This is a genomic window from Pseudomonas sp. BP11-1-1 (genome assembly GCF_052112105.1).
Taxonomy (GTDB): Bacteria; Pseudomonadota; Gammaproteobacteria; order Pseudomonadales; family Pseudomonadaceae; genus Aquipseudomonas; species Aquipseudomonas alvandae.
The window spans coordinates 33,647-54,296 of sequence record NZ_JAUTYU010000028.1; the positions used below are offsets into that span (position 1 = coordinate 33,647).

The 20,650-nt window shown below is 62.9% G+C and carries 19 protein-coding genes; 11 read left to right on the forward strand and 8 right to left on the reverse strand.

Features of this window, described 5'->3' with window-relative positions; translation table 11 throughout:
• The first annotated feature begins 1 nt into the window (after nt 1).
• The 4 genes from Q7C33_RS27665 to Q7C33_RS27680 all read left to right on the forward strand — a co-directional run bounded on the left by Q7C33_RS27665 (nt 2) and on the right by Q7C33_RS27680 (nt 4,976).
• Nucleotides 2–1,060 carry an alpha-ketoacid dehydrogenase subunit beta gene (locus Q7C33_RS27665; RefSeq protein ID WP_030141237.1) on the forward strand — a complete coding sequence of 353 codons (1,059 nt, stop codon included), beginning with the start codon at nt 2–4 and terminating at the stop codon, nt 1,058–1,060.
• Complete coding sequence (locus Q7C33_RS27670) at nt 1,061–2,329, forward strand: dihydrolipoamide acetyltransferase family protein (RefSeq protein ID WP_030141236.1); 1,269 nt, start codon at nt 1,061–1,063, stop codon at nt 2,327–2,329.
• A gap of 3 nt (nt 2,330–2,332) precedes the next feature.
• Complete coding sequence (lpdA, locus tag Q7C33_RS27675) at nt 2,333–3,715, forward strand: dihydrolipoyl dehydrogenase (protein ID WP_407684489.1); 1,383 nt, start codon at nt 2,333–2,335, stop codon at nt 3,713–3,715.
• Nucleotides 3,716–3,956: 241 nt separating this feature from the next.
• Nucleotides 3,957–4,976 (forward strand): branched-chain amino acid aminotransferase, encoded by a 1,020-nt coding sequence (locus Q7C33_RS27680; RefSeq protein WP_258650487.1) that lies wholly within the window; start codon nt 3,957–3,959, stop codon nt 4,974–4,976.
• Between the two features lie 215 nt (nt 4,977–5,191).
• Here the strand turns inward: Q7C33_RS27680 and Q7C33_RS27685 are convergent, their stop codons facing one another.
• Entirely contained in the window at nt 5,192–6,121 is a 930-nt protein-coding gene (locus Q7C33_RS27685; protein WP_323155402.1) for a DMT family transporter, read from the reverse strand.
• A gap of 110 nt (nt 6,122–6,231) precedes the next feature.
• Here Q7C33_RS27685 and Q7C33_RS27690 point away from each other — a divergent pair, with 110 nt between their 5' ends.
• Entirely contained in the window at nt 6,232–7,026 is a 795-nt protein-coding gene (locus Q7C33_RS27690) for an AraC family transcriptional regulator (protein ID WP_030141232.1), read from the forward strand.
• Between the two features lie 226 nt (nt 7,027–7,252).
• On the opposite strand, the gene Q7C33_RS27695 is transcribed toward Q7C33_RS27690, so the two are convergent.
• Nucleotides 7,253–8,008 (reverse strand): ArsR/SmtB family transcription factor, encoded by a 756-nt coding sequence (locus Q7C33_RS27695; protein ID WP_030141231.1) that lies wholly within the window; start codon nt 8,006–8,008, stop codon nt 7,253–7,255.
• Nucleotides 8,009–8,089: 81 nt separating this feature from the next.
• On the opposite strand from Q7C33_RS27695, the gene Q7C33_RS27700 reads away from it, so the two are divergent.
• On the forward strand, nt 8,090–9,208 hold the full coding sequence (locus tag Q7C33_RS27700) for a cytochrome P450 (protein WP_407684490.1): 1,119 nt from the start codon (nt 8,090–8,092) through the stop codon (nt 9,206–9,208).
• Nucleotides 9,209–9,223: 15 nt separating this feature from the next.
• On the opposite strand, the gene Q7C33_RS27705 is transcribed toward Q7C33_RS27700, so the two are convergent.
• Entirely contained in the window at nt 9,224–9,565 is a 342-nt protein-coding gene (locus Q7C33_RS27705; RefSeq protein WP_407684491.1) for an FKBP-type peptidyl-prolyl cis-trans isomerase, read from the reverse strand.
• Nucleotides 9,566–9,704: 139 nt separating this feature from the next.
• On the opposite strand from Q7C33_RS27705, the gene Q7C33_RS27710 reads away from it, so the two are divergent.
• Together Q7C33_RS27710 and Q7C33_RS27715 are read left to right on the forward strand one after the other, a co-directional pair.
• A complete protein-coding gene (locus tag Q7C33_RS27710) occupies nt 9,705–10,769 on the forward strand; it encodes a M4 family metallopeptidase (RefSeq protein ID WP_217861659.1) in 1,065 nt (354 codons plus the stop codon).
• Nucleotides 10,766–11,089 carry a protealysin inhibitor emfourin gene (locus tag Q7C33_RS27715; protein WP_030141227.1) on the forward strand — a complete coding sequence of 108 codons (324 nt, stop codon included), beginning with the start codon at nt 10,766–10,768 and terminating at the stop codon, nt 11,087–11,089. Before Q7C33_RS27710 ends, Q7C33_RS27715 begins: the two co-directional genes overlap by 4 nt.
• Here the strand turns inward: Q7C33_RS27715 and Q7C33_RS27720 are convergent.
• Complete coding sequence (locus Q7C33_RS27720; RefSeq protein ID WP_258650475.1) at nt 11,086–11,394, reverse strand: RcnB family protein; 309 nt, start codon at nt 11,392–11,394, stop codon at nt 11,086–11,088. The two genes, Q7C33_RS27715 and Q7C33_RS27720, sit on opposite strands and share 4 nt — an antisense overlap.
• A 349-nt stretch (nt 11,395–11,743) precedes the next feature.
• Between Q7C33_RS27720 and Q7C33_RS27725 the strand changes: the two genes are divergently transcribed.
• Complete coding sequence (locus Q7C33_RS27725; protein ID WP_258650472.1) at nt 11,744–12,844, forward strand: DNA alkylation repair protein; 1,101 nt, start codon at nt 11,744–11,746, stop codon at nt 12,842–12,844.
• A 9-nt stretch (nt 12,845–12,853) separates the two neighbouring features.
• Here the strand turns inward: Q7C33_RS27725 and Q7C33_RS27730 are convergent, their stop codons facing one another.
• Entirely contained in the window at nt 12,854–14,932 is a 2,079-nt protein-coding gene (locus Q7C33_RS27730; RefSeq protein ID WP_030141224.1) for a putative bifunctional diguanylate cyclase/phosphodiesterase, read from the reverse strand.
• Nucleotides 14,933–15,266: 334 nt separating this feature from the next.
• Between Q7C33_RS27730 and pncA the strand changes: the two genes are divergently transcribed.
• Together pncA and Q7C33_RS27740 are read left to right on the forward strand one after the other, a co-directional pair.
• The gene (pncA, locus tag Q7C33_RS27735; protein WP_407684492.1) at nt 15,267–15,911 is read left to right on the forward strand and encodes a bifunctional nicotinamidase/pyrazinamidase; all 645 of its coding nucleotides are present in this window, start codon (nt 15,267–15,269) and stop codon (nt 15,909–15,911) included.
• 38 nt (nt 15,912–15,949) lie between these two features.
• Nucleotides 15,950–16,591 (forward strand): DUF1345 domain-containing protein, encoded by a 642-nt coding sequence (locus Q7C33_RS27740; protein WP_030141222.1) that lies wholly within the window; start codon nt 15,950–15,952, stop codon nt 16,589–16,591.
• A 230-nt stretch (nt 16,592–16,821) separates the two neighbouring features.
• On the opposite strand, the gene Q7C33_RS27745 is transcribed toward Q7C33_RS27740, so the two are convergent.
• The 3 genes from Q7C33_RS27745 to Q7C33_RS27755 all read right to left on the reverse strand — a co-directional run.
• The gene (locus tag Q7C33_RS27745) at nt 16,822–18,123 is read right to left on the reverse strand and encodes an ATP-binding protein (RefSeq protein ID WP_407684493.1); all 1,302 of its coding nucleotides are present in this window, start codon (nt 18,121–18,123) and stop codon (nt 16,822–16,824) included.
• 3 nt (nt 18,124–18,126) lie between these two features.
• Nucleotides 18,127–18,828 (reverse strand): response regulator transcription factor, encoded by a 702-nt coding sequence (locus tag Q7C33_RS27750; protein ID WP_030141219.1) that lies wholly within the window; start codon nt 18,826–18,828, stop codon nt 18,127–18,129.
• Between the two features lie 236 nt (nt 18,829–19,064).
• Nucleotides 19,065–20,650: RCC1 domain-containing protein (locus Q7C33_RS27755; protein WP_407684494.1), on the reverse strand; the 1,586-nt coding region annotated here is incomplete at its 5' end.

Consider the following 20,650-nt stretch of genomic DNA (forward strand, 5'->3'; position numbering starts at 1 on the left):
CATGAACGATCACAACAACAATATTGCGTTGGACACCGCCATGACCACTACCACCATGACCATGATCCAGGCCCTGCGCTCGGCCATGGACGTGATGCTCGAGCGCGACGACAACGTCGTGGTGTTCGGCCAGGACGTGGGCTATTTCGGCGGCGTGTTCCGCTGCACCGAAGGCCTGCAGAACAAGTACGGCACCTCGCGGGTGTTCGACGCGCCGATTTCCGAAAGCGGCATCGTCGGCGTGGCGGTGGGCATGGGCGCCTATGGGCTGCGGCCGGTGGCCGAGATCCAGTTCGCCGACTATGTCTACCCGGCATCGGACCAGATCATTTCCGAAGCGGCGCGCCTGCGCTATCGCTCGGCCGGCGAATTCACCGCGCCGATGACCTTGCGCATGCCGTGCGGCGGCGGCATCTATGGCGGCCAGACCCACAGCCAGAGCATCGAGGCGATGTTTACCCAAGTCTGTGGCCTGCGCACCGTCATGCCGTCCAACCCCTACGACGCCAAGGGCCTGCTGATCGCCTCCATCGAAAACGATGACCCGGTGATCTTCCTCGAACCCAAGCGCCTGTATAACGGCCCGTTCGACGGCCACCACGACCGTCCGGTAACGCCGTGGTCCAAGCATCCGCAAGCGCAAGTGCCGGACGGCTACTACACCGTGCCGCTGGACGTCGCCGCCATCACCCGTCCGGGCAAGGACGTGACCATCCTCACCTACGGCACCACGGTCTACGTATCGCAAGTGGCCGCCGAAGAAACCGGCATCGACGCCGAAGTCATCGACCTGCGCAGCCTCTGGCCGCTGGACCTGGAGACCATCGTCAAATCCGTGAAGAAAACCGGCCGCTGCGTGGTCGTCCACGAAGCCACCCGCACCTGCGGTTTCGGCGCCGAGTTGGTGTCGTTGGTGCAAGAACACTGCTTCCACCACCTGGAAGCGCCCATCGAGCGTGTCACCGGTTGGGACACCCCCTACCCGCACGCGCAGGAGTGGGCGTATTTCCCAGGGCCGTCCCGTGTGGGCGCGGCGTTGAAACGGGTCATGGAGGTCTGAATGGGCACGCACGTTATCAAGATGCCGGACATCGGCGAAGGCATCGCGGAAGTTGAACTGTCGGTTTGGCACGTCAAGGTCGGCGACATGGTGGTCGAGGATCAGGTGTTGGCCGACGTGATGACCGATAAGGCGATGGTGGATATTCCTTCGCCGGTGCATGGCCGGGTCATCGCCTTGGGGGGCGAGCCGGGTGAAGTCATGGCGGTGGGCAGCGAGCTGATCCGCATTGAGGTGGAAGGTGCGGGCAATTTGAAGGAGTCGGCGCAATCGGCTCCCGCTGCGGCGGCTGTGCCGGCGCCAAAGCCAGCGCCAGTGGCCACGCCTGAACCGATGGTGGAAAAAACCGCCGCGCCACGCTGCGCCCCGCAAGCTCCGGTGGCCCGCGACCCTGAAGAGCGCCCATTGGCCTCGCCGGCCGTGCGCAAACATGCATTGGACCTGGGCATCCAACTGCGCCTGGTCCAGGGCAGCGGCCCCGCCGGGCGAATCCTGCATGAGGACTTGGAAGCCTATCTGGCCCAGGGTTCGTCGCCACAGGCCAAGGGCGGCTCGGGTTATGCCGAACGCCACGACGAGCAGCAGATCCCGGTGATCGGCATGCGTCGCAAGATCGCCCAGCGCATGCAGGAAGCGACCCAGCGCGCCGCCCACTTCAGCTACGTCGAGGAAATCGACGTCACGGCCCTGGAAGAACTGCGGGTTCACCTGAATGAAAAACACGGCGGCAGTCGCGGCAAGCTGACCTTGCTGCCGTTCCTGGTCCGCGCGTTGGTCGTGGCCTTGCGTGATTTCCCGCAGATGAATTCACGCTATGACGACGAGGCCCAGGTCATCCACCGCAGCGGCGCGGTGCATGTTGGCGTCGCCACCCAAAGCGATGTCGGCCTGATGGTGCCGGTGGTGCGTCACGCCGAGGCTCGCAGCCTGTGGGACAGTGCGGCGGAAATCTCGCGCCTGGCCACGGCCGCACGCAATGGCAAGGCCAGTCGCGATGAGCTGTCTGGCTCGACCATCACCCTGACCAGCCTCGGTGCGCTGGGCGGCATCGTCAGCACGCCGGTGCTGAACCTGCCGGAAGTGGCGATCGTCGGCGTGAACAAGATCGTCGAGCGGCCTGTTGTGATCAAGGGCCAGATCGTGATCCGCAAGATGATGAACCTTTCCAGCTCCTTCGATCACCGGGTGGTCGACGGCATGGACGCGGCGCAATTCATCCAGGCCCTGCGTGGCTTGCTCGAACAACCTGCCACTTTGTTTGTGGAGTAGGCGATGCAAACTCTGAACACCAAGCTGCTGATCATCGGCGGCGGCCCGGGCGGTTATGTGGCGGCGATCCGCGCCGGCCAACTGGGCATCGAGACGATTCTGGTGGAAGGCCAGGCGCTGGGCGGTACTTGCCTGAACATCGGCTGCATCCCGTCCAAGGCGCTGATTCATGTGGCCGAGCAGTTCCACCAGACGCGCCACCACAGCCAGGGCTCGGCCTTGGGTATCAACGTGTCCGCGCCAACCCTGGACATCGGCAAGAGCGTCGAATGGAAGGACGGCATCGTCGATCGCCTGACCACCGGCGTCGCCGCGTTGCTGAAGAAGAATAAGGTCCAGGTCATTCATGGCTGGGCCAAGGTCATCGATGGCAAAACAGTCGAGGTCGGTGATACGCGCATCCAGTGCGAACACCTGCTGCTGGCCACCGGTTCGAAAAGCGTCAACCTGCCGATGCTGCCGATAGGTGGGCCGATCATCTCGTCCACCGAAGCCCTCGCGCCTACCTCGGTGCCCAAGCATCTGGTGGTGGTCGGCGGTGGCTACATCGGCCTGGATCTGGGCATTGCCTATCGCAAGCTCGGCGCCGAGGTCAGTGTGGTCGAGGCCCAAGAGCGGATCCTGCCGGCCTACGACGGTGAGTTGACCCAACCGGTGCATGAAGCGCTCAAGCAATTGGGCGTGAGGCTGTATCTCAAGCACAGCGTCGAAGGTTTCGATGCCCAGGCCAGCACCTTGCAAGTGCGTGATCCCAACGGCGACACGCTGAACCTCGACACCGACCGGGTGCTGGTGGCGGTCGGGCGCAAGCCAAATACGCAAGGCTGGAATCTGGAAGCGCTGGACCTGGCGATGAACGGTTCGGCAGTGAAGATCGACAACCGCTGCCAGACCAGCATGCGCAATGTCTGGGCCATCGGCGACCTGAGCGGCGAACCGATGCTCGCCCACCGAGCGATGGCCCAGGGTGAAATGGTCGCCGAGCTGATCGCCGGCGAGCACCGGGAGTTCAATCCGACCGCCATCGCAGCGGTGTGCTTCACCGATCCGGAAGTGGTCGTGGTCGGCAAGACGCCGGACGAGGCCAAGGCTGCCGGCCTGGACTGCATCGTTTCGAGCTTCCCGTTCGCCGCCAATGGCCGGGCCATGACCCTGGAATCGAAAAGCGGTTTCGTCCGCGTCGTGGCGCGCCGGGACAATCACTTGATCGTCGGTTGGCAAGCAGTTGGCGTGGGGGTCTCGGAGTTGTCCACCGCATTTGGCCAATCCCTGGAAATGGGTGCGCGCCTGGAAGACATCGCCGGCACTGTCCACGCTCATCCGACGCTGGGTGAAGCGGTGCAGGAAGCGGCGTTGCGAGCGCTGGGGCATGCGTTGCATCTGTGACAGCTGTGGGTGACTCCCCCTGTGGCGAGGGGATTTATCCCCGCTGGGTTGCGCAGCAACCCCAAACCTGTCAGCGCCAGGCGTCAGATATCTGAGCTAATGGGGCCGCTTCGCAGCCCAGCGGGGATAAATCCCCTCGCCACAAGCTGCGAAACACCCCCGGAATGAAGTATTGTTGTCCCCATTCAAAACGTCAGAAGCCTTGAACCGTTTCGACGGTTGTCAGGAAATAGAGGGTGTCATGGGTAACGAGAGCATCAATTGGGACAAACTGGGCTTTGACTACATCAAGACCGACAAGCGCTACCTGTCGCACTGGCGCGATGGCGCCTGGGACACAGGCACCCTGACCGAAGACAACGTGCTGCACATCAGCGAGGGCTCCACTGCCCTGCACTACGGTCAGCAGTGCTTCGAAGGCCTGAAGGCCTATCGTTGCAAGGACGGTTCGATCAACCTGTTCCGCCCGGACCAGAACGCCGCCCGCATGCAGCGCAGCTGCGCCCGCCTGCTGATGCCGCACGTCGACACCGAGCAGTTCGTCGAAGCCTGCAAGCAAGTGGTCCGCGCCAACGAGCGCTTCATCCCGCCGTATGGCACTGGCGGCGCGCTGTACCTGCGTCCGTTCGTGATCGGCGTGGGTGACAACATCGGCGTGCGCACCGCACCCGAGTTCATCTTCTCGATCTTCTGCATTCCGGTCGGCGCCTACTTCAAGGGTGGCCTGACTCCGCACAATTTCCTGATCTCCAGCTTCGACCGCGCCGCCCCGCAAGGCACCGGTGCGGCCAAGGTCGGTGGCAACTATGCCGCCAGCCTGATGCCCGGCTCCCAGGCCAAGAAAGCCAGCTTCGCCGATTGCATCTACCTGGATCCGCTGACCCATTCGAAAATCGAGGAAGTCGGTTCGGCCAACTTCTTCGGCATCACCCACGATGACAAATTCATCACCCCCAACTCCCCGTCGGTCCTGCCAGGCATCACCCGCCTGTCGCTGATCGAACTGGCGAAATCGCGCCTGGGCCTGGAAGTGATCGAAGGCGACGTGTTCATCGACAAGCTGTCGGATTTCAAGGAAGCCGGCGCCTGCGGTACCGCTGCGGTGATCACGCCGATCGGCGGCATCAGCTACAAGGACAAGCTGCACGTGTTCCACAGCGAAACCGAGGTCGGCCCGATCACCCAGAAGCTCTACAAAGAGTTGACCGGCGTGCAGACCGGCGACGTGGAAGCGCCAGCAGGTTGGATCGTCAAGGTTTGATCCAAGCCCCCTAGGCACTTGAGGGCTTTTTTGTGGCGAGGGGATTTATCCCCGCTGGGTTGCGAAGCAACCCCCAAGTACTTGGGTGAGCCACAAAAACCTTGCGAGCGCTTCGCACTCGAGCGGGGATAAATCCCCTCGCCACAGAGATTGCGCGACCGCAGTAAAAAGCCCACCCCTGCTTCAGGGGTGGGCTTTTTTACACCTTCGTTCAGTTACCCTCGCCGCAAAACCGGCCCTCGCCCCCAACGCTGGCGAAACCATCCATAACCGCTGACCAGCAAGATCCCACTCAATACCAAAGCCGCGCCAACGATAAAGTTCGGCTCCAGCGGCTCATCCAGCAACCAGACACCGAAACCGATGCCGAACAGCGGCGTCATGAACGACAGCACGCCCAATTGCGACGCCAGGTAGCGGCGCAGCAGGGAAAACCAGATCAGGAAGCTGGCGAAGGACACCAGCAATACCTGGAACGCCATGCTGGCAATGAGTTGTGGCGTGGGGTTGATTGTCGTTTGCCCCAGCGCTGCCGACATGCCGATCAACAGCACCCCGGCACCCACCAACTGATAAAGCAGCGTCTGGCTGGCCGGCAGGTCCGTGAGCCGCGAACAACGCACCGTCACCGTGGTTGCGCCCCACAGCGCGCCGGCCAGCAAGCCCATGCCATCGCCGAGCAATGAGCTGCCGTTCGCCGCACCCGAGCCGCCACTGAAGGCCACCACGATCCCACCGAAGGCAACCGCGATGCCCAGCCATTGCGCCGGCTTGAGACGCTCGCTCGGCAGTTTCCAGTGCAAGCCGAGGGCGGCGAACATGGGTGCGGTGTAGAGGAAAATCACCATGTGCGATGCCGTCGTATGGCGCAGGCCTTCGCCCACCATCACGAACTCCAGGGCAAACAACAACCCCACCAACAGGCCTGGGCGCCAACTGCCGTCGGCCAGGGACAGGCGTTCACCGCGCGCCAGCACTAACAGCCAGACCAGTACCGCGGCGATGGCCGAGCGCACGCCCAATTGCAGCATCGGCGCCATGTCGACGGCGCCGGCCTTGATCGCGACTTGCTGGAACCCCCAGATGGCACAGAGTCCGGTCATCAGGGCAATGACCTGGCCATCCAGGGCGCGGCGGGTGGTCATGGAAAAGGTCCTCGGGCAGAAAAGAGATGAAAGGATTGTCTGCCTGACACCTTTGCTGGATATAGTGATTACCCGACAAGCCATCCCGGTAATCCGCCATTGCGGTCGATATGCAGCCTCCAGCCCAACACCTGAAGATTCCTCCGTTCGACGCGGCCCTGCCCTCGCCGATTTTCTTCCGCAGCGCCTGCATGCCGGCCCATGCCACGTACCCCCGGCACCGGCATGCCTGGGGTGAGTTCGTCTACTCCTACAGCGGTGTGATGGAAATCGAGATCGCCCAGCACCATTACCTGGCGCCACCGCAGTACGGCATCTGGCTGCCGCCGGACATGGAACACGTGGGGTTCAATCGGCATGAAGCCTGCCATTGTTCGTTGTACCTGGCGGCCGAACTGTGCGGCGCGTTGCCGGCCGTACCTTGTGCGCTGACCTTGAGTCCGCTGATCCGCGCGTTGCTGGAAGAGCTGCGCAGCGACCCGCCGAGCCAGCCACAGACGCCCGAACAGCAGCGCTTGTTGCAGGTGCTGGTGGACAAGCTGGCCCGGGCGCCCCACGTCGGCAGTTACCTGCCCTCTTCGGATGATCCGCTGTTGGGCCCTGTGCTGCGGGCCCTGGAGGCGAACCCCAGCGACCCGCGCTCGTTGCCGCAACTGGCCCGCGCCGCCAACACCACCGAGCGCACACTGATGCGCCGGGCCCAGCGAGACCTGGGCATGTCCCTGGTGGAATGGCGCCAGCGCTTGAAAGTCATCGAGGCCCTGGCCCTGCTCGAACGTGGCCAGAGCGTGGAAACCATCGGCCTGGACCTGGGCTACAGCAGCGCCTCGGCGTTCATCAGCATGTTCCGCAAAATGATGGGCACCACGCCGGATGAATATCGGCGCAGGCATATGGTTGGATGATGTGGCAATGGCGGTGGGTCAGTTGCATGGAATGGCCCCTTCGCGAGCAAGCCCGCTCCCACAGGGATTTCAGGTGTTCATGACGCCTGTATTCACCGCAAATCCATTGTGGGAGCGAGCTTGCTCGCGAAGGCGGTGGCTCAGCTTGCATGGATGTTGGATGCGACGGCCCCTTCGCGGGCAAGCCCGCTCCCACAGGGAATTTCGGTGAGCAACGGTTCTCCGTTCAGCGCAGATCCACTGTGGGAGCGAGCCTACTCGCGAAAGCGCCAGTGGATTCAACCTCCGTCTCGGGACTGATCCCAAAGCGCGCCACCATTTCCCGCTGTCCAGCGGCCGTCACCCCCAGCGCACGGCTGTCCAGGTCCTGGACCACCCATTTGCGCTTGATCGCCACTTGCAGCAACGCCGCCCCCAAGGCACCACCCAGGTGCGGCCGGCGCATGCTCCAGTCCAGGCAGGGGCAGGCAAACCGCCGCCGTTGGGCCGCCAATGCCTGCACGTCAATCCCCAAGCCTGCAAACAGCGCCTCACCCGTTTCACTCAGCCGATAACCCTGCCCTTCTACATCGAGCAGCCACCCGGCTTCGAGCAAGCGATCATGCAGCCGCACCGCCAGGGTACCGGCCATGTGGTCGTAGCAAGTGCGAGCGAATTGCAGGCGATCCGGCGTGCGCGAGGTGAACGCCGGCGCGGCGTTCTGGCCGATCACCATCAATGCTTCAAGGGCTTCTGCCACACGCTTATCGGCGAGGCTGTAGTAACGATGACGGCCCTGCACATGCAAGCGCACCAGGGCCAACTCCTTGAGCTTCGCCAGGTGGGCGCTGGCGGTGGACGCGCTGACGTCGGCGATGCTCGCCAACTCCGTGCTGGTGCGGGCGTGGCCGTCCATCAGTGCGCAGAGCATTCGGGTCCGGGCCGGTTCGGCAATCGCCGCGGCCACCTGGGACACGCCTACATCGTGTTGCTCTGCGTTCATATTTCGCTCCCGGACGAATCAAGCCATGCGTCGACTGAAGATAGTAGCAGCACTTCTCCCGCATGAACGAGGCAGCCCATCATGGACCCGATCACCGCCGCGACACACGCCGATCCGTACCCCTACTACGCGACCCTTCGCGCCAGCGGCGGACTGCACTTCGACCCACACCTTAACCTCTGGGTAGCCAGCAGGGCCGAAGCCGTGTGCGCCGTCTTGCATCACCCCGACTGCCATGTGCGCCCCGCCCACGAACCGGTGCCGCAAGCGATTGCCAAGGGTCCCGCGGGCCAGGTATTCGGGCACCTGATGCGGATGAACGAAGGTGAACGACAACGCTGCCCGAGGGCGGCGATTGCGCCGGGGTTGCAAGACATCGATCCCCACCAGGTCGAGGCGTTGGTCAAGGCGCGCTGGCTCAGGCAGGGTGCCGAAGGCGTGCATCAGGCGCAGTTCATCGGCCCGGTCAGCGTGGTGGCACAACTGCTGGGCTTCAATCCGACGGACAGCCACCTGATCAGCGAACTCACGGGGGATTTCGTCGCCTGCCTGTCGCCCCTGAGCCAAGCCCCGCAACTGGAAGCTGCGCACCGGGCCAGCGAACAACTGGCGAAGCTTTTCCAGGAGCGGATCGTTGCGCAAGACAGCCAGTTGTTGAACGGCATCTGCCGAGGCTTCGAAGCGGGCGACGCGGACAGTCGGATCGCCAACCTGATCGGCTTGCTTTCGCAAACCCATGAAGCCACGGCCGGCCTGATCGGCAACGCGTTGTTGGCGTTGATCCGTGATACAGCGCTACAACGCGAGCTACGGGATGATCCCACGCAAATCAGCCCGTTATTGGCTGAAGTCCAACGTTTCGACCCGGCAGTGCAGAACACCCGGCGCTTCATCGCCGCCCCTTGCGAAATTCTCGGCACTGCCCTGCAGCAGGGCGACGTGGTCCTGGTGCTGCTGGCCTCGGCCAATCGCGACCCGCAGCTCAATCCGCAACCGGACGCCCTCCTGTTGGATCGGCCGAATCGGCGCAGCTTCAGCTTTGGCAGTGGCCGCCACGAATGCCCAGGCCAGGCCTTGGCGATGACCATCGCCCATGCGACGTTAGATGCCATTCTGGAACGCGAGCCGGGCCTGGACCAGTTGACCTGGCGCTACCGCCCCTCCGTCAATGGACGCATCCCGCTGTTCAGCGATCGGTAATCAATAAAAACGCCATCAATCGTCCCGCGTCAGGACTTCCAGCAATTCGATTTCAAAGATGAGGTCGGCGTTGGGCTTGATGTGGGCGCCCATGGAGCGTTCACCGTAGGCCAGGTGGGCCGGCACCAGCAGTTTGCGCTTGCCGCCGACCTTCATGCCCATGAGCCCGACGTCCCAGCCCTTGATGACGCGGCCCGTGCCGATCACGCATTGGAACGGCTTGCCGCGGCTGTAGGATGAATCGAACTCCGTGCCGTCTTCGAGGGTGCCGCGGTATTGGGTGGTAATCAGCGCGCCTTTGACTACGCTTTTGCCGTCGCCCTCTTCCAGGTCGATGATTTGCAATTCTTCAAGCATGGCTTCTTTCCCGTGTGATCCAGGCGCGGGGTTTTCGCAGATATTTGCGTGACAGGCAACCTTTTGCGGCAAAGGGAACCGCAACGGTCACTTCGGTTCACATGGGTATCGACCCTGCATTTCAGATAAGGATTTTCTGATGATCGACTCTCGCCCCCTCCACGGTTTCATCCCGCCTTACATTCTCAACCGCATCATCGCCCATGGCTCCGAGCAGCAGCGTTCCAGCGCCCTCGGCACCCTGACCCACGTGAACAACCTGCGCCACAACCCTGGCCCACCCATTCATCCACCCGTAGCCGCCCAATTGCCCAAGCCCGGCAAGGCTGGCCATCCCCAACGCAGCGTGCATGATGCGCAAAACACCATGGAGCTGCCGGGCCAACCAGTACGCCTGGAAGGCCAGCCGGCCAGCGGTGACCCAGCGGTAGACGAAGCCTACGACGCCCTCGGCGCCACCTATGATTTTTTCTGGCGAGTGCTGGAGCGTGACTCCATCGACAACAAAGGCTTTGCCCTGGTCGGCAGCGTGCATTACGGCCAAGGCTACGAGAACGCTTTCTGGAATGGCGCGCAGATGGTATTTGGCGACGGCGACGGTGAGATCTTCCAGCGCTTCACCCGCTCCCTGGACGTGGTGGCCCACGAGTTGGCCCACGGCGTCACCGAGAGCGAAGCCGGCTTGATCTATGCCAACCAGTCCGGCGCGTTGAACGAGTCGATTTCCGATGTGTTCGGCGTGCTGGTCAAGCAATTCGTATTGGGCCAGACCGTCGAGCAGGCCGACTGGCTGATCGGCGCCGATTTGCTCACCGACAAGATCAACGGCGACGGCCTGCGCAGCATGTCCAACCCCGGCACAGCCTACGATGACCCGCTGCTGGGCAAGGATCCCCAGCCGGCACACATGCGCCAATTCGTCATCACCCGCGAAGACAACGGCGGTGTGCACATCAACTCCGGCATTCCCAACCGGGCCTTTTATCTGGTTGCAACCGCGCTCGGCGGATTCGCCTGGGAAAAGGCCGGGCGAATCTGGTATGACACCTTGTGCGACAGGCAACTGGCCAACGATGCGTCCTTCAGTGCGTTCGCCCGCCTGACCGTCGAGCACGCCCGCCAACGCTTCGGCGCCCGGGAAGTCAAGGCGGTGCAGGACGGCTGGACGCAGGTGGGCGTTGACCTGAACGAGGAGAACGGATGAAAACCCTTCCAGACCTTGATGACAAAGCAGTCGTGAAGCTGTCGCGCCAGGGCGGCGTCGCGGCGATCCACGCCTTGACCCGTCCCCGGGAAATCGAGTTCGCCCAATGCGACCTCGACCAACGCACGCGCATCTGTTCGGTGCTGGAGGGGTGCCTGCCACTCACCTCCTCCACGCCCGGCCGGGGCGACCAGCGTTATTTCCAGATCGAGGTGCGTTACCGATCCAACGACCAGGACGACGAGATGGTGCTGCAGGTGCCCGAGGACCGGGCACCTGGCGACTTGGTTCATCTGTGGGATAAAGGCGAAGTGCTTTAGCGTGTCGCAGGGACAATCTTGACGATGGCGCCGGATACGGTTTCGATCAGCAGGTATTTATCGTCGATCTGCACCCATTGCTGCTCACTTGTCGGCTGTTCGAGTTTTTTCTGCTTCCAGTCCTTCACGGCCCTGTCCGCGCGTTGGTAGTCCGCCGGTACCCGGTCATTTTCCACCAGCCGGCGACCATTGCTCGGCGAATGCTCCAGGGCATCGCCGGTCTTCTCGACGGCTTGGGCGACAGGCCCAAAGGCTCCGAGGCCGGCGATCAGGACCAGGCTGGCGATGAGGGTGGGTTTGCGCATAGAAGAGCTCCAATTAATTCAAGGTACTGAGTCTGGGACTTCGGCGGCGGCGAATCATTCCGTTTACTGTGGTGCCTGGAAGCTGGGCCCCCCCCCTTTTGTGGCGAGGGGATTTATCCCCGCTGGGCTGCGCAGCAGCTCCAAGCCAAGCAACTCGGTGTGCCAGGAAGATTGAGTTCACTGCTTTAGGGCTGCTGCGCAGCCCAACGGGGATAAATCCCCTCGCCACATGACCTAGTTCACCGCGCGACAGCGCAGCGTCGAGACGCGGCGGGCTCCCTCACCACAGGTTGTGCCGGGCATGGCATAGTGGCGAGCCTTGGCCCAACACCCGCCGGACGGACCCAACATGAGCACCACCACCTCTTCCCCAGCCCTCAAGGAAATCTTCAACAGCACCCGCCTCGAACACATCGCCACGGAAATGCGTGCGGTTTACCCCGCCTTCGATGCCAAGGCGTTCCTGAACATGGCCAATGATGGACTGGCGCAGTTGTCGGTGATGCAGCGCATGGCGCGGGTCAGCGAATGCCTGCATGCGGTGCTGCCGCTGGATTACGAAGCATCGCTGGAAGTCCTGCGCGCCCTGGCTCCGCGGCTGAACAGCATGTTCGTCAGCATGTTCCTGCCGCACTACGTGGCGTCGTACGGTCGACATGCGTTCGAGTCCTCCATGGACACCCTCAAATACTTCACCCGATTCGGCTCAGCAGAATTCGCCGTACGGCATTTCCTGCGCGATGACTTGGCGCGCACGCTAGCGGTGATGCACGACTGGGCACTGGACACCAACGAGCATGTCCGCCGCCTCGCCAGCGAAGGCAGCCGCCCGCGCCTGCCTTGGTCGTTCCACCTGGAACCGATCCAGGCCAACCCGGAACTCGCCGCCGCGATCCTCGAAACGCTCAAGGCCGACGACAGCCTGTACGTACGCAAATCCGTCGCCAACCACCTGAACGACGTGACCAAGCAGCATCCCGAATGGGTCCTCGACCGGATCGAAGGCTGGCCGCTCCAGCAGCGCCACACCGCCTGGATCGCCCGGCATGCCCTGCGCAGCCTGATCAAGCAAGGCAATCCTCGTGCGCTGGCCGTGATCGGAGCGGGTGGCAAGGCTCAGGTCGAGGTCTCGGATCTGCAAGTGCTGCCGGCGGTGATTCGCCTGGGGGAGCAAGTCACGCTGTCGTTCAAAGTGCAATCGACGTGTCCCGAGAACCAGCGTCTGGTGATCGATTACGCCATCGACTACGTCAAGGCATCCGGCGGCACGTCGGCCAAGGTATTCAAGCTCAAGACCTTCGACCTGCCCGCCCTGGCGTCCGCCAACCTCAGCCGCTCCCAGCACATCCGCGAGCTGACCACGCGCCGGCACTATGAGGGCCGGCATTCGGTGCATGTGCTGATCAATGGCGAGCGGCTGGGCAGCACCGCATTCGACATCGTTTCCTGAGCAGTCGCCTCAGGCGATTGCCACGCGCGGGAATTGGCGGATGTTCTTGAGGAAGTGCTCGGCCGGCTGCGGATGCCCCAGTAGATAACCTTGCAGTGAGTCGCAGCCCAACTGGGTCAGGAAGTCCTGCTGCACATCGGTCTCCACCCCTTCGGCGACGATCCGCAGGCCCAGGGCCTGGCCAAGGGCGACGATGGCCGAGACGATAGCCGCGTCGTCGCTGTCGTGCTCCAGGTCGCGGACGAAACCGCGATCAATCTTCAGCTCATTGGCCGGCAGGCGCTTGAGGTACATCAGGCTCGAATAGCCGGTGCCAAAGTCGTCGATGGACAAGTCCACGCCCATGTCCGACAACTGCTGCAACACCGTCATGCTCGCGTCCGCGTCGCTCATGGCAGTGGTCTCGGTGATTTCCAGGGTCAGGCTGTTTGGCGGCAGATGGTGAGTCTCCAGCGCCTTGGCGACGCTCTGCACCAGGCCTACATGGCAGAACTGCAACGCAGAGAGATTCACTGCGATGCGCCAGTCGGTGTAGCCCAGCACGTACCATTCGCGCATCTGCCGGCAGGCTTCGTTGAGCACCCATTCGCCGATGGGGATGATCAGCCCGGTTTTTTCCGCCAGATCGATAAAGGTATCGGGCATCAACAGGCCCTGGGTCGGATGAGTCCATCGTAACAGCGCCTCGGCGCCCACCGGACGGCCGTTGGCGGCGTCGAACTTGGGTTGGTAATGCAGGCTGAATTGCCGCTGCTCAACGGCGATGCGCAAGTCTTGCAGCAGTTGCAATTGCTTGCGGGCGTTGCTGTTCATCGAGGCGTCGAAAAAGCTGTAGCCGTTCTTGCCGGCGCCCTTGGCGTGGTACATCGCCGCGTCGGCATTCATCAGCAATTCATCGGCGCTCTGGCCGTTACCGGGGTACAGCGAAATGCCGACGCTGGCGGAAATCTGCAAGTCATGGTCGGCGACACGGAACGTCTGGCCGATCAGCCCGACCTGCCGCGCAGCCAGACGCAGGGCATCGTCAGGATCAGCCAACTGCACCAGCAGGACGAATTCATCGCCGCCAATACGCGCGAGGGTGTCTTGGTTGCGCAAATCTTCACGCAAGCGCAGGGCCACGTCCCGTAGCAACAGATCGCCCATGTGGTGCCCAAAGGCGTCGTTGACCGGCTTGAAGCCGTCCAGGTCGATGAACATCAAGGCGAAACAACCGCCCTGCTCCTGCACTCGGTGCATGGCCTGGCCGATGCGATCCGCCAGCAATACGCGGTTGGGCAATCCGGTCAGGGGGTCGTGCAAGGCCAATTGGGTCAGTTCCCGATTGGCCTGGGTCAGCGACCTGGCCAGCTCCGCCGTGCGAGCTTCCAGGCGGGCGTCGAGGATGGAAGTCAGCAAGGCAATCGCCAGCACCGCCAGGGTGGTGATCAGCACCAGATTGTCGAGTCCCTTGCCGCTCAGGCCATCGAGGGAACCGCAGAAACTGCCCTCGCTGAACTGCGCCGCAGCCATGCCCGTGTAGTGCATGCCGACGATGGCAGCGCCCATCACCACCGCGGCGCCAGCGCGAGCCAGCCGAACATGAGGGGTGTTCCGACGCAGGCGAAAAGCGATCCACAGCGCCGCCGCACAGGCCACGACGGCAATCAGCAACGAAGCCCCGAACAACGTCGGGTCATAGTCGATACCCGGCTGCATCCGCAACGCGGCCATGCCGGTGTAATGCATGGCACTGATGCCGGTGCCCATCACCAACGCACCGAACGCCAGTTGCCAGGCCCGCAGTTGCGGCTGGCTGACCAACCACAAGGCAAAGCCGCTGGAAAGAATGGCGATCAATAGCGACAGCGCGGTGATCGCCACATCGTAGCCAAGCTCCACCGGCAAGGTGAACGCGAGCATGCCGATGAAATGCATGGACCAGATGCCCACGCCCATCGCCAGCGCACCACCGGCCATCCAGTAATGCTTGGCCCGGCCCTGGGCCGTGGCGATACGCCCGGTCAAGTCCAGGGCGGTAAAAGAAGCGAGGATTGCAACAAATAAAGAAATCGAAACAAGGGCGGGGGAATAACTGCCGATGAGCATGGATTTTTCTCGTGACCTGAAGGCCGTACTGCGTCCATGCCCGGTTGAAAGGCGGCGATTGTACACAATCGGGACGAGAGTGCACTGACCACACATCAAAAAGCCATCATCCTTGGAAAGTTTGCGACGAAAGACACTGGGGCAGGCGGCTGCCAGTGCGCTATCGCGAGCAAGCTCGCTCCCACAGAAGGCTGCGGACGTATGAAAATCTGAGGTTCGGCTCCGAGCCCATGTGGGAGCGAGCTTGCTCGCGATGCGGTGCCCGCGACAAAGAACAACCTGAGCCCGTGCAGGTTCGGCTAATCTCCACAGATCATTACCAGGAGCAGCCGGCATGACCCCTATGGATACCAAAGCCACAACCACCGCTTTACTCGTGATCGACATCCAGAACGACTTCATCCCCGGCGGCCAACTGGCGGTGCCGGGCGGCGACGAAATCGTGCCGCTGGTCAACCGACTCGGCCGCTCGTTCCTGAACGTTGTCTGTGCCCAGGACTGGCACCCCGCCGGGCATGCCTCGTTCGCCTCCAGCCACGAAGGCAAACACCCCTTCGACCTTATCCAGTTGCCCTACGGCGAACAAAAGCTCTGGCCCGAACACTGCGTCCAGGATACCCAGGGCGCCGCCCTGCATCCCGACCTGGACTTGCCTCATGCCCAACTGATCATCCGCAAAGGCTGCAACCCGGCCATCGACAGCTACTCGGCCTTCATGGAAGCCGACCGCCAGACCCCGACCGGCCTGACCGGCTACTTCAAGGAGCGCGGCATCGACACCGTGTGCATGGTCGGGCTGGCCCTGGATTTCTGTGTGATGTATTCGGCGCTTGACGCACGAATGGTCGGTTTCAACGCAATCGTCGTGCTCGACGCTTGCCGGGGCATCGATATCGACGGCTCAATGGACGCGGCCATGCGGCGCATGCAGGAGGCCGGCGTACGGCTGATTCAATCCAATGACATAACCAGCGGATGATTCATACTCCGAGCATTTCCACGCCACAGTGAGCCCCCATGCCCCGCCTCACCCGCACTCATCCGCGACTCTCCCTAGCCACCGTCATCGGCCTGGCAGCGGGCCTGTTGATTCCAACGGACTCGATCATCAGCAAGATCCTGATCGGCTGGAACGCCGGGGTCTGGACCTACCTGGTGCTGATGTTCTGGCTGACGGTGCGGGCCAAGGCGCCGGACGTGAAGCGCATCGCCGAGATGGAGGACGAAAACGCCGGATTGGTTTTGCTGATGGTCTGCATCGCGGCGCTGGCGAGCCTGGCGACCATCACCTTTGAACTGGCCGGCAGCCGCGACCTGGCAACCGCTGGCAAACTGCTGCACTACGGCGTCACCGCGTTGACCGTTATCGGCTCATGGCTGCTGATCGGGGTGATCTTCAGCGTGCACTACGCCCGGTTGTATTACACCTGGAACGGCAAGGAACCGGCCCTGCGTTTTGCCGAGGGGCTGACCACACCCAACTATTGGGACTTTCTGTATTTCTCGTTCACCATCGGCGTGGCGGTGCAGACCTCGGACGTGGGGGTTGCCACACGGCAGTTGCGCAAGATTGTCTTGGCGCAGTCGTTGATCGGGTTCGTGTTCAACACGGCGATATTGGGTTTTTCGATCAATATTGCGGCGGGGTTGTTTGGTTGACTGTTTGGGGCCACTTCGTGGCCCAGCGGGAGCAAGCTCCCTCGCCACGGGAATATCGATACCTTAAGTGAACAGCATTTCCCTTGTGGCGAGGGGATTTATCCCCGTTGGGCTGCGTAGCGGCCCCAAACCAGACAACTCGGTGTGCCAGGAAGATTGAATTCATTGATTCAGGGCTGCTGCGCAGCCCAGCGGGGATAAATCCCCTCACCACAGAGACTGCACTGGCCTCAAGACGGTGTGGGGAGCCACAGCCGGAAACGTGCCCCGCCCAGCGGCGAGGCCTCGACGGTCAGCGTGCCGCCCTGGGCTTGCAGGGCGCGGCGGCTGATCGCCAGGCCGAGGCCGAAGCCGCCGGTGGCGCGGTCACGGCTGCGGTCCAGGCGGTAGAATGGTTCGAAGACACGCTCGCGCTCGCTGTCGGGGATGCCGATGCCGTCATCGTCGACCCAGATTTCACAGCCTTGCTCGCTGACCAGCACCCCGACCTGGATGCGTTTCTCGCAATAACGCATCGCATTGCGGAGCAGGTTCTGCAAAGCGCGGGCGGTCAGGCGCGGGTCCAGCACAAAACGCTCCAGCGACCCGTGCAGCAGCACGTCGATCACCACCTCCGGCGCGGCCAGGTCTTCGTCGAGGCTGCCGAGAATGCTGTCGATGAACTCATCCAACGGCACTTCAACCCGCTCCGGCAAACGCTCGGGATTTTGCAGGCGGCTGTAGGACAGCAACTCCAACACCAACTCGTCCAGTTCACGAATGTGCGCCACCAACCCCTGCAGGCGCTCGCGACTGGCCGACGGCATCTCCTCCGACAACGCCAGGGCGAGGCCAAAATCGAGCCGGGTCAGCGGCGTGCGCAATTCATGGGATACAGCGTTGAGCAGGTCGCGCTGCTGGTTGAGCAGGTTCTCGATGTCCCCGGCCATCGTATCGAATACATGGGCCAGGCTGCCGATGTTGGAACTCGGCGCGATCTTCGTACGCTCACTTAAATGCCCCTTGCCGAAACACTCGGCGGTGCGCTTGAGGCGTTCCAAGTCACGCCAGTGCGGCCGCAGCCAGAGCAGCAGGCAGGCAAGCATCGTCGCGCCGATCAGCACGTTGATGCTCCAATACAGCCAACTGACGTCCGCCGGATCCGGCGGCACAACCATCTTCACCGCCGTGCGTTCGTCCAAAGGCGCCGCCGCCAGGGTGCGCCAGCCCCAATCGCCGATGCGCACCACGTTTTCTCCACGCTTTAGGCGCGCCTGCTCGATCGCAGTGAAACCGGTGTCCTCGGTGGCTGCCAGCTCGATGCGCAACGGCTCGAATTCCTTGTCCATCTGCGCAGCGAGCGCCGGCCATTGCGCGCTGGGTACGACGCGGAACTGCTTGACGATCAGGGTTTGCAGTCCACGGGAATAGTCGAGGTTGTAGGCTTGGAAGCGCTCCTGGAACAGGCGGATCACCAGTTCCGGCATCAGGTAGATCGCCGCGCTGTAGGAAACGATGGTGACGAGATAGAGGCGAATCAGCAGCTTCCACATCGATCAGCATTCCCACTCGGAACGGCTGAACAGATAGCCCTTGCCCCATACGGTCTTGATCTTGCGCGCTTCGCCGGCGTTGTCGTCGAACTTGCGCCGCAGCTTGGAAATCGCCACGTCCACCGAACGGTCGGTGCCATTGAATTCAATACCGCGCAGGCGTTGCAGGATCTGGTCGCGACTCAGCACTTCGCCGGAATGCCGTGCCAGCACCACCAGCAGGTTGTATTCGCCACTGGACAATTCCACCGGCTGGCCGCGCCAGGTCACCGTGCGTTCGGACAGGTCGATGCACAGGTTGCCCATGACGATGCGATCGTTGACCGTCTGCGGCTCGGTCAGGCTGCTGCGCCGCAACAACGTGCGCACCCGAGCGAGAAGCACCCGTGGCTCGCAGGGCTTGGTGACGTAGTCATCGGCGCCCATCTCCAGGCCCAGCACCTGATCGTGGCTGTCGTCCCGGGCGGTGAGCATCAGGATCGGCAGGGTCGCCGAATCGGCGCGTAGCAAGCGGCAGACCTGCAGGCCGTCCAGCCCCGGCAGCATCAGGTCGAGGATCACCAGGTCCGGCGGATTCGCCCGCGCACGTTCACGGACGTGGTCGCCACGGTTGAGCACGCTGACGTGATAGCCGTTGCGCTCCAGGTAGCTGGCGATCAGTTCACAGAGGGCGGCGTCGTCTTCGACGAGGAGGATGTTGGGCATGGGTGGGTCCAGACAAATGCTGTGGTGCTGGGCTAGGCCTCATCGCGAACAAGCCTCTTCCCACAAGTCTTCTGTATGGCACAGACCCACTGTGGGAGCGAGCTTGCTCGCGATGGCGATATCCAGGCGCAGAAATCTCAAGCCGCCAAGGATATACGCCCTCGCCCCCCCGCGAACAAAACCCTTACACAATTTCACAGTCCGCCCCTATTTACCGAAGGCGAGCTCGCGTTCTTTCAGACCTGCGCCGCTCCGCTTGAGGCCGGGGCGGCTTCGTACGAGATCTGGCCGCGCAGCTGGTCCTGGACCGCACTGCTGTCACCGCCGCGATCAGGTACGCCCCAGGTGACTACCCGGCCGTCGCCGGTCAGCGCCGCAAAGGCTTGGAAGTTGGAGTAGATAGCCCGCACATCGGTTAATTGAGCGACTATGGCGCTGATGTCGCCGCCACGCGACGCGTGCCCCCAGGCCACGACAGTGCCATTGGCGCGCAAGGCCGCGAATGCACCCCCTGACGCGGTCACGTTGACGATGTCGCTAAGCTCCGCGATTGGCCCTGGCACGCTGCCGCCAAAGCTTTCGATGCCCCAGGCGACGACCTGTCCGCCAACGCGCCGCGCCGCAAAGGCGGCTGAAGTACCGATTATCTCGACGATGTCGTTGAGCCCCGCGATCGGCCCAGGCACGCTACCGCCGCTACGTGTATCGCCCCAGGCGACGACCTGTCCGCCAACGCGCCGCGCCGCAAAGCTGTTCTGATTACCGGTTATCTGGGCGATGTCGGTGAGCCCCGCAATTGGCCCTGGCACGCTGCCGCCAGAGCTTGCGTGGCCCCAGGCGACAACCTGTCCACCAGTGCGCCGCGCCGCAAAGGAGGCCCCGGCACCGATCACGTCGACGATGTCGGTAAGCTCCGCGATTGGCCCTGGCACGCTGCCGCCAAGGCTTGCGTGGCCCCAGGCGACAACCTGTCCACCAACGCGCCGGGCCGCAAAGGAGCTCTGATTACCGGTTACCTGGACGATGTCGGTGAGCCCCGCGATTGGCCCTGGCACGCTGCCGCCACCATTTGGAGCGCCCCAGGCCACAACCTGTCCACCAGTGCGCCGCGCCGCAAAGGAGTCCCCGACACCGATCACGTCGACGATGTCGGTAAGCTCCGCGATTGGCCCTGGCACGCTGCCGCCAAAGCTTGCGTGGCCCCAGGCGACAACCTGTCCACCAGTGCGCCGCGCCGCAAAGGCCAAATCAGTACCGGCTACGTCGACAACGTCGTTGAGCCCCGCGATCGGCCCCGGCACACTGCCGCCACCATTTGGAGCGCCCCAGGCGACCATATCGCCGCGATTGCGGCGTGCCACAAAGGCGCCGACTTCCGACGATCCCCCCCAAACAAGACCACTTCCGAACAGGTTCGCGGGATTGATGCGGACCTCATCATCCATAATGCTGACCCGCAGGATTCGCCAGGGCTGGCTGTCGCGGAAGGTGGCGCCCTCGACCGGCGCGCCACTGTCGCCCTCGTATTGCCATCTCGCTACGAGCGGCGCGTGCGTTACCTTATCTAGCGATGACAGATGGCGCGAGCCTGAGCTGGTTTGCGTGGCGCGCGCGCCCATGACGAGCAAGTCCATGCCCGCACCAATGCTCATCGGCAGCACCTCCGACGGACTGATATGGCCATCGGCCTTGCGCTTGACCCAATAAGACGCCTGCACCGTCCCGCCCTCGTTGCCCTTGATCAGGTCAAAGCCGATGGAAAACGGCACATCATATTTGTCGGTAATGGCATTGAGCTTGACATAGTCGGTGTGGGTCCCGG

Bases quoted from the DNA above. Each gene is read 5' to 3' on its own strand.
- Q7C33_RS27665 (WP_030141237.1), top strand. From the start codon at position 2: ATGAACGATCACAACAACAATATTGCGTTGGACACCGCCATGACCACT.
- Q7C33_RS27670 (WP_030141236.1), top strand. From the start codon at position 1,061: ATGGGCACGCACGTTATCAAGATGCCGGACATCGGCGAAGGCATCGCG.
- lpdA (WP_407684489.1), top strand. From the start codon at position 2,333: ATGCAAACTCTGAACACCAAGCTGCTGATCATCGGCGGCGGCCCGGGC.
- Q7C33_RS27680 (WP_258650487.1), top strand. From the start codon at position 3,957: ATGGGTAACGAGAGCATCAATTGGGACAAACTGGGCTTTGACTACATC.
- Q7C33_RS27685 (WP_323155402.1), bottom strand. From the start codon at position 6,121: ATGACCACCCGCCGCGCCCTGGATGGCCAGGTCATTGCCCTGATGACC.
- Q7C33_RS27690 (WP_030141232.1), top strand. From the start codon at position 6,232: ATGCAGCCTCCAGCCCAACACCTGAAGATTCCTCCGTTCGACGCGGCC.
- Q7C33_RS27695 (WP_030141231.1), bottom strand. From the start codon at position 8,008: ATGAACGCAGAGCAACACGATGTAGGCGTGTCCCAGGTGGCCGCGGCG.
- Q7C33_RS27700 (WP_407684490.1), top strand. From the start codon at position 8,090: ATGGACCCGATCACCGCCGCGACACACGCCGATCCGTACCCCTACTAC.
- Q7C33_RS27705 (WP_407684491.1), bottom strand. From the start codon at position 9,565: ATGCTTGAAGAATTGCAAATCATCGACCTGGAAGAGGGCGACGGCAAA.
- Q7C33_RS27710 (WP_217861659.1), top strand. From the start codon at position 9,705: ATGATCGACTCTCGCCCCCTCCACGGTTTCATCCCGCCTTACATTCTC.
- Q7C33_RS27715 (WP_030141227.1), top strand. From the start codon at position 10,766: ATGAAAACCCTTCCAGACCTTGATGACAAAGCAGTCGTGAAGCTGTCG.
- Q7C33_RS27720 (WP_258650475.1), bottom strand. From the start codon at position 11,394: ATGCGCAAACCCACCCTCATCGCCAGCCTGGTCCTGATCGCCGGCCTC.
- Q7C33_RS27725 (WP_258650472.1), top strand. From the start codon at position 11,744: ATGAGCACCACCACCTCTTCCCCAGCCCTCAAGGAAATCTTCAACAGC.
- Q7C33_RS27730 (WP_030141224.1), bottom strand. From the start codon at position 14,932: ATGCTCATCGGCAGTTATTCCCCCGCCCTTGTTTCGATTTCTTTATTT.
- pncA (WP_407684492.1), top strand. From the start codon at position 15,267: ATGACCCCTATGGATACCAAAGCCACAACCACCGCTTTACTCGTGATC.
- Q7C33_RS27740 (WP_030141222.1), top strand. From the start codon at position 15,950: ATGCCCCGCCTCACCCGCACTCATCCGCGACTCTCCCTAGCCACCGTC.
- Q7C33_RS27745 (WP_407684493.1), bottom strand. From the start codon at position 18,123: ATGTGGAAGCTGCTGATTCGCCTCTATCTCGTCACCATCGTTTCCTAC.
- Q7C33_RS27750 (WP_030141219.1), bottom strand. From the start codon at position 18,828: ATGCCCAACATCCTCCTCGTCGAAGACGACGCCGCCCTCTGTGAACTG.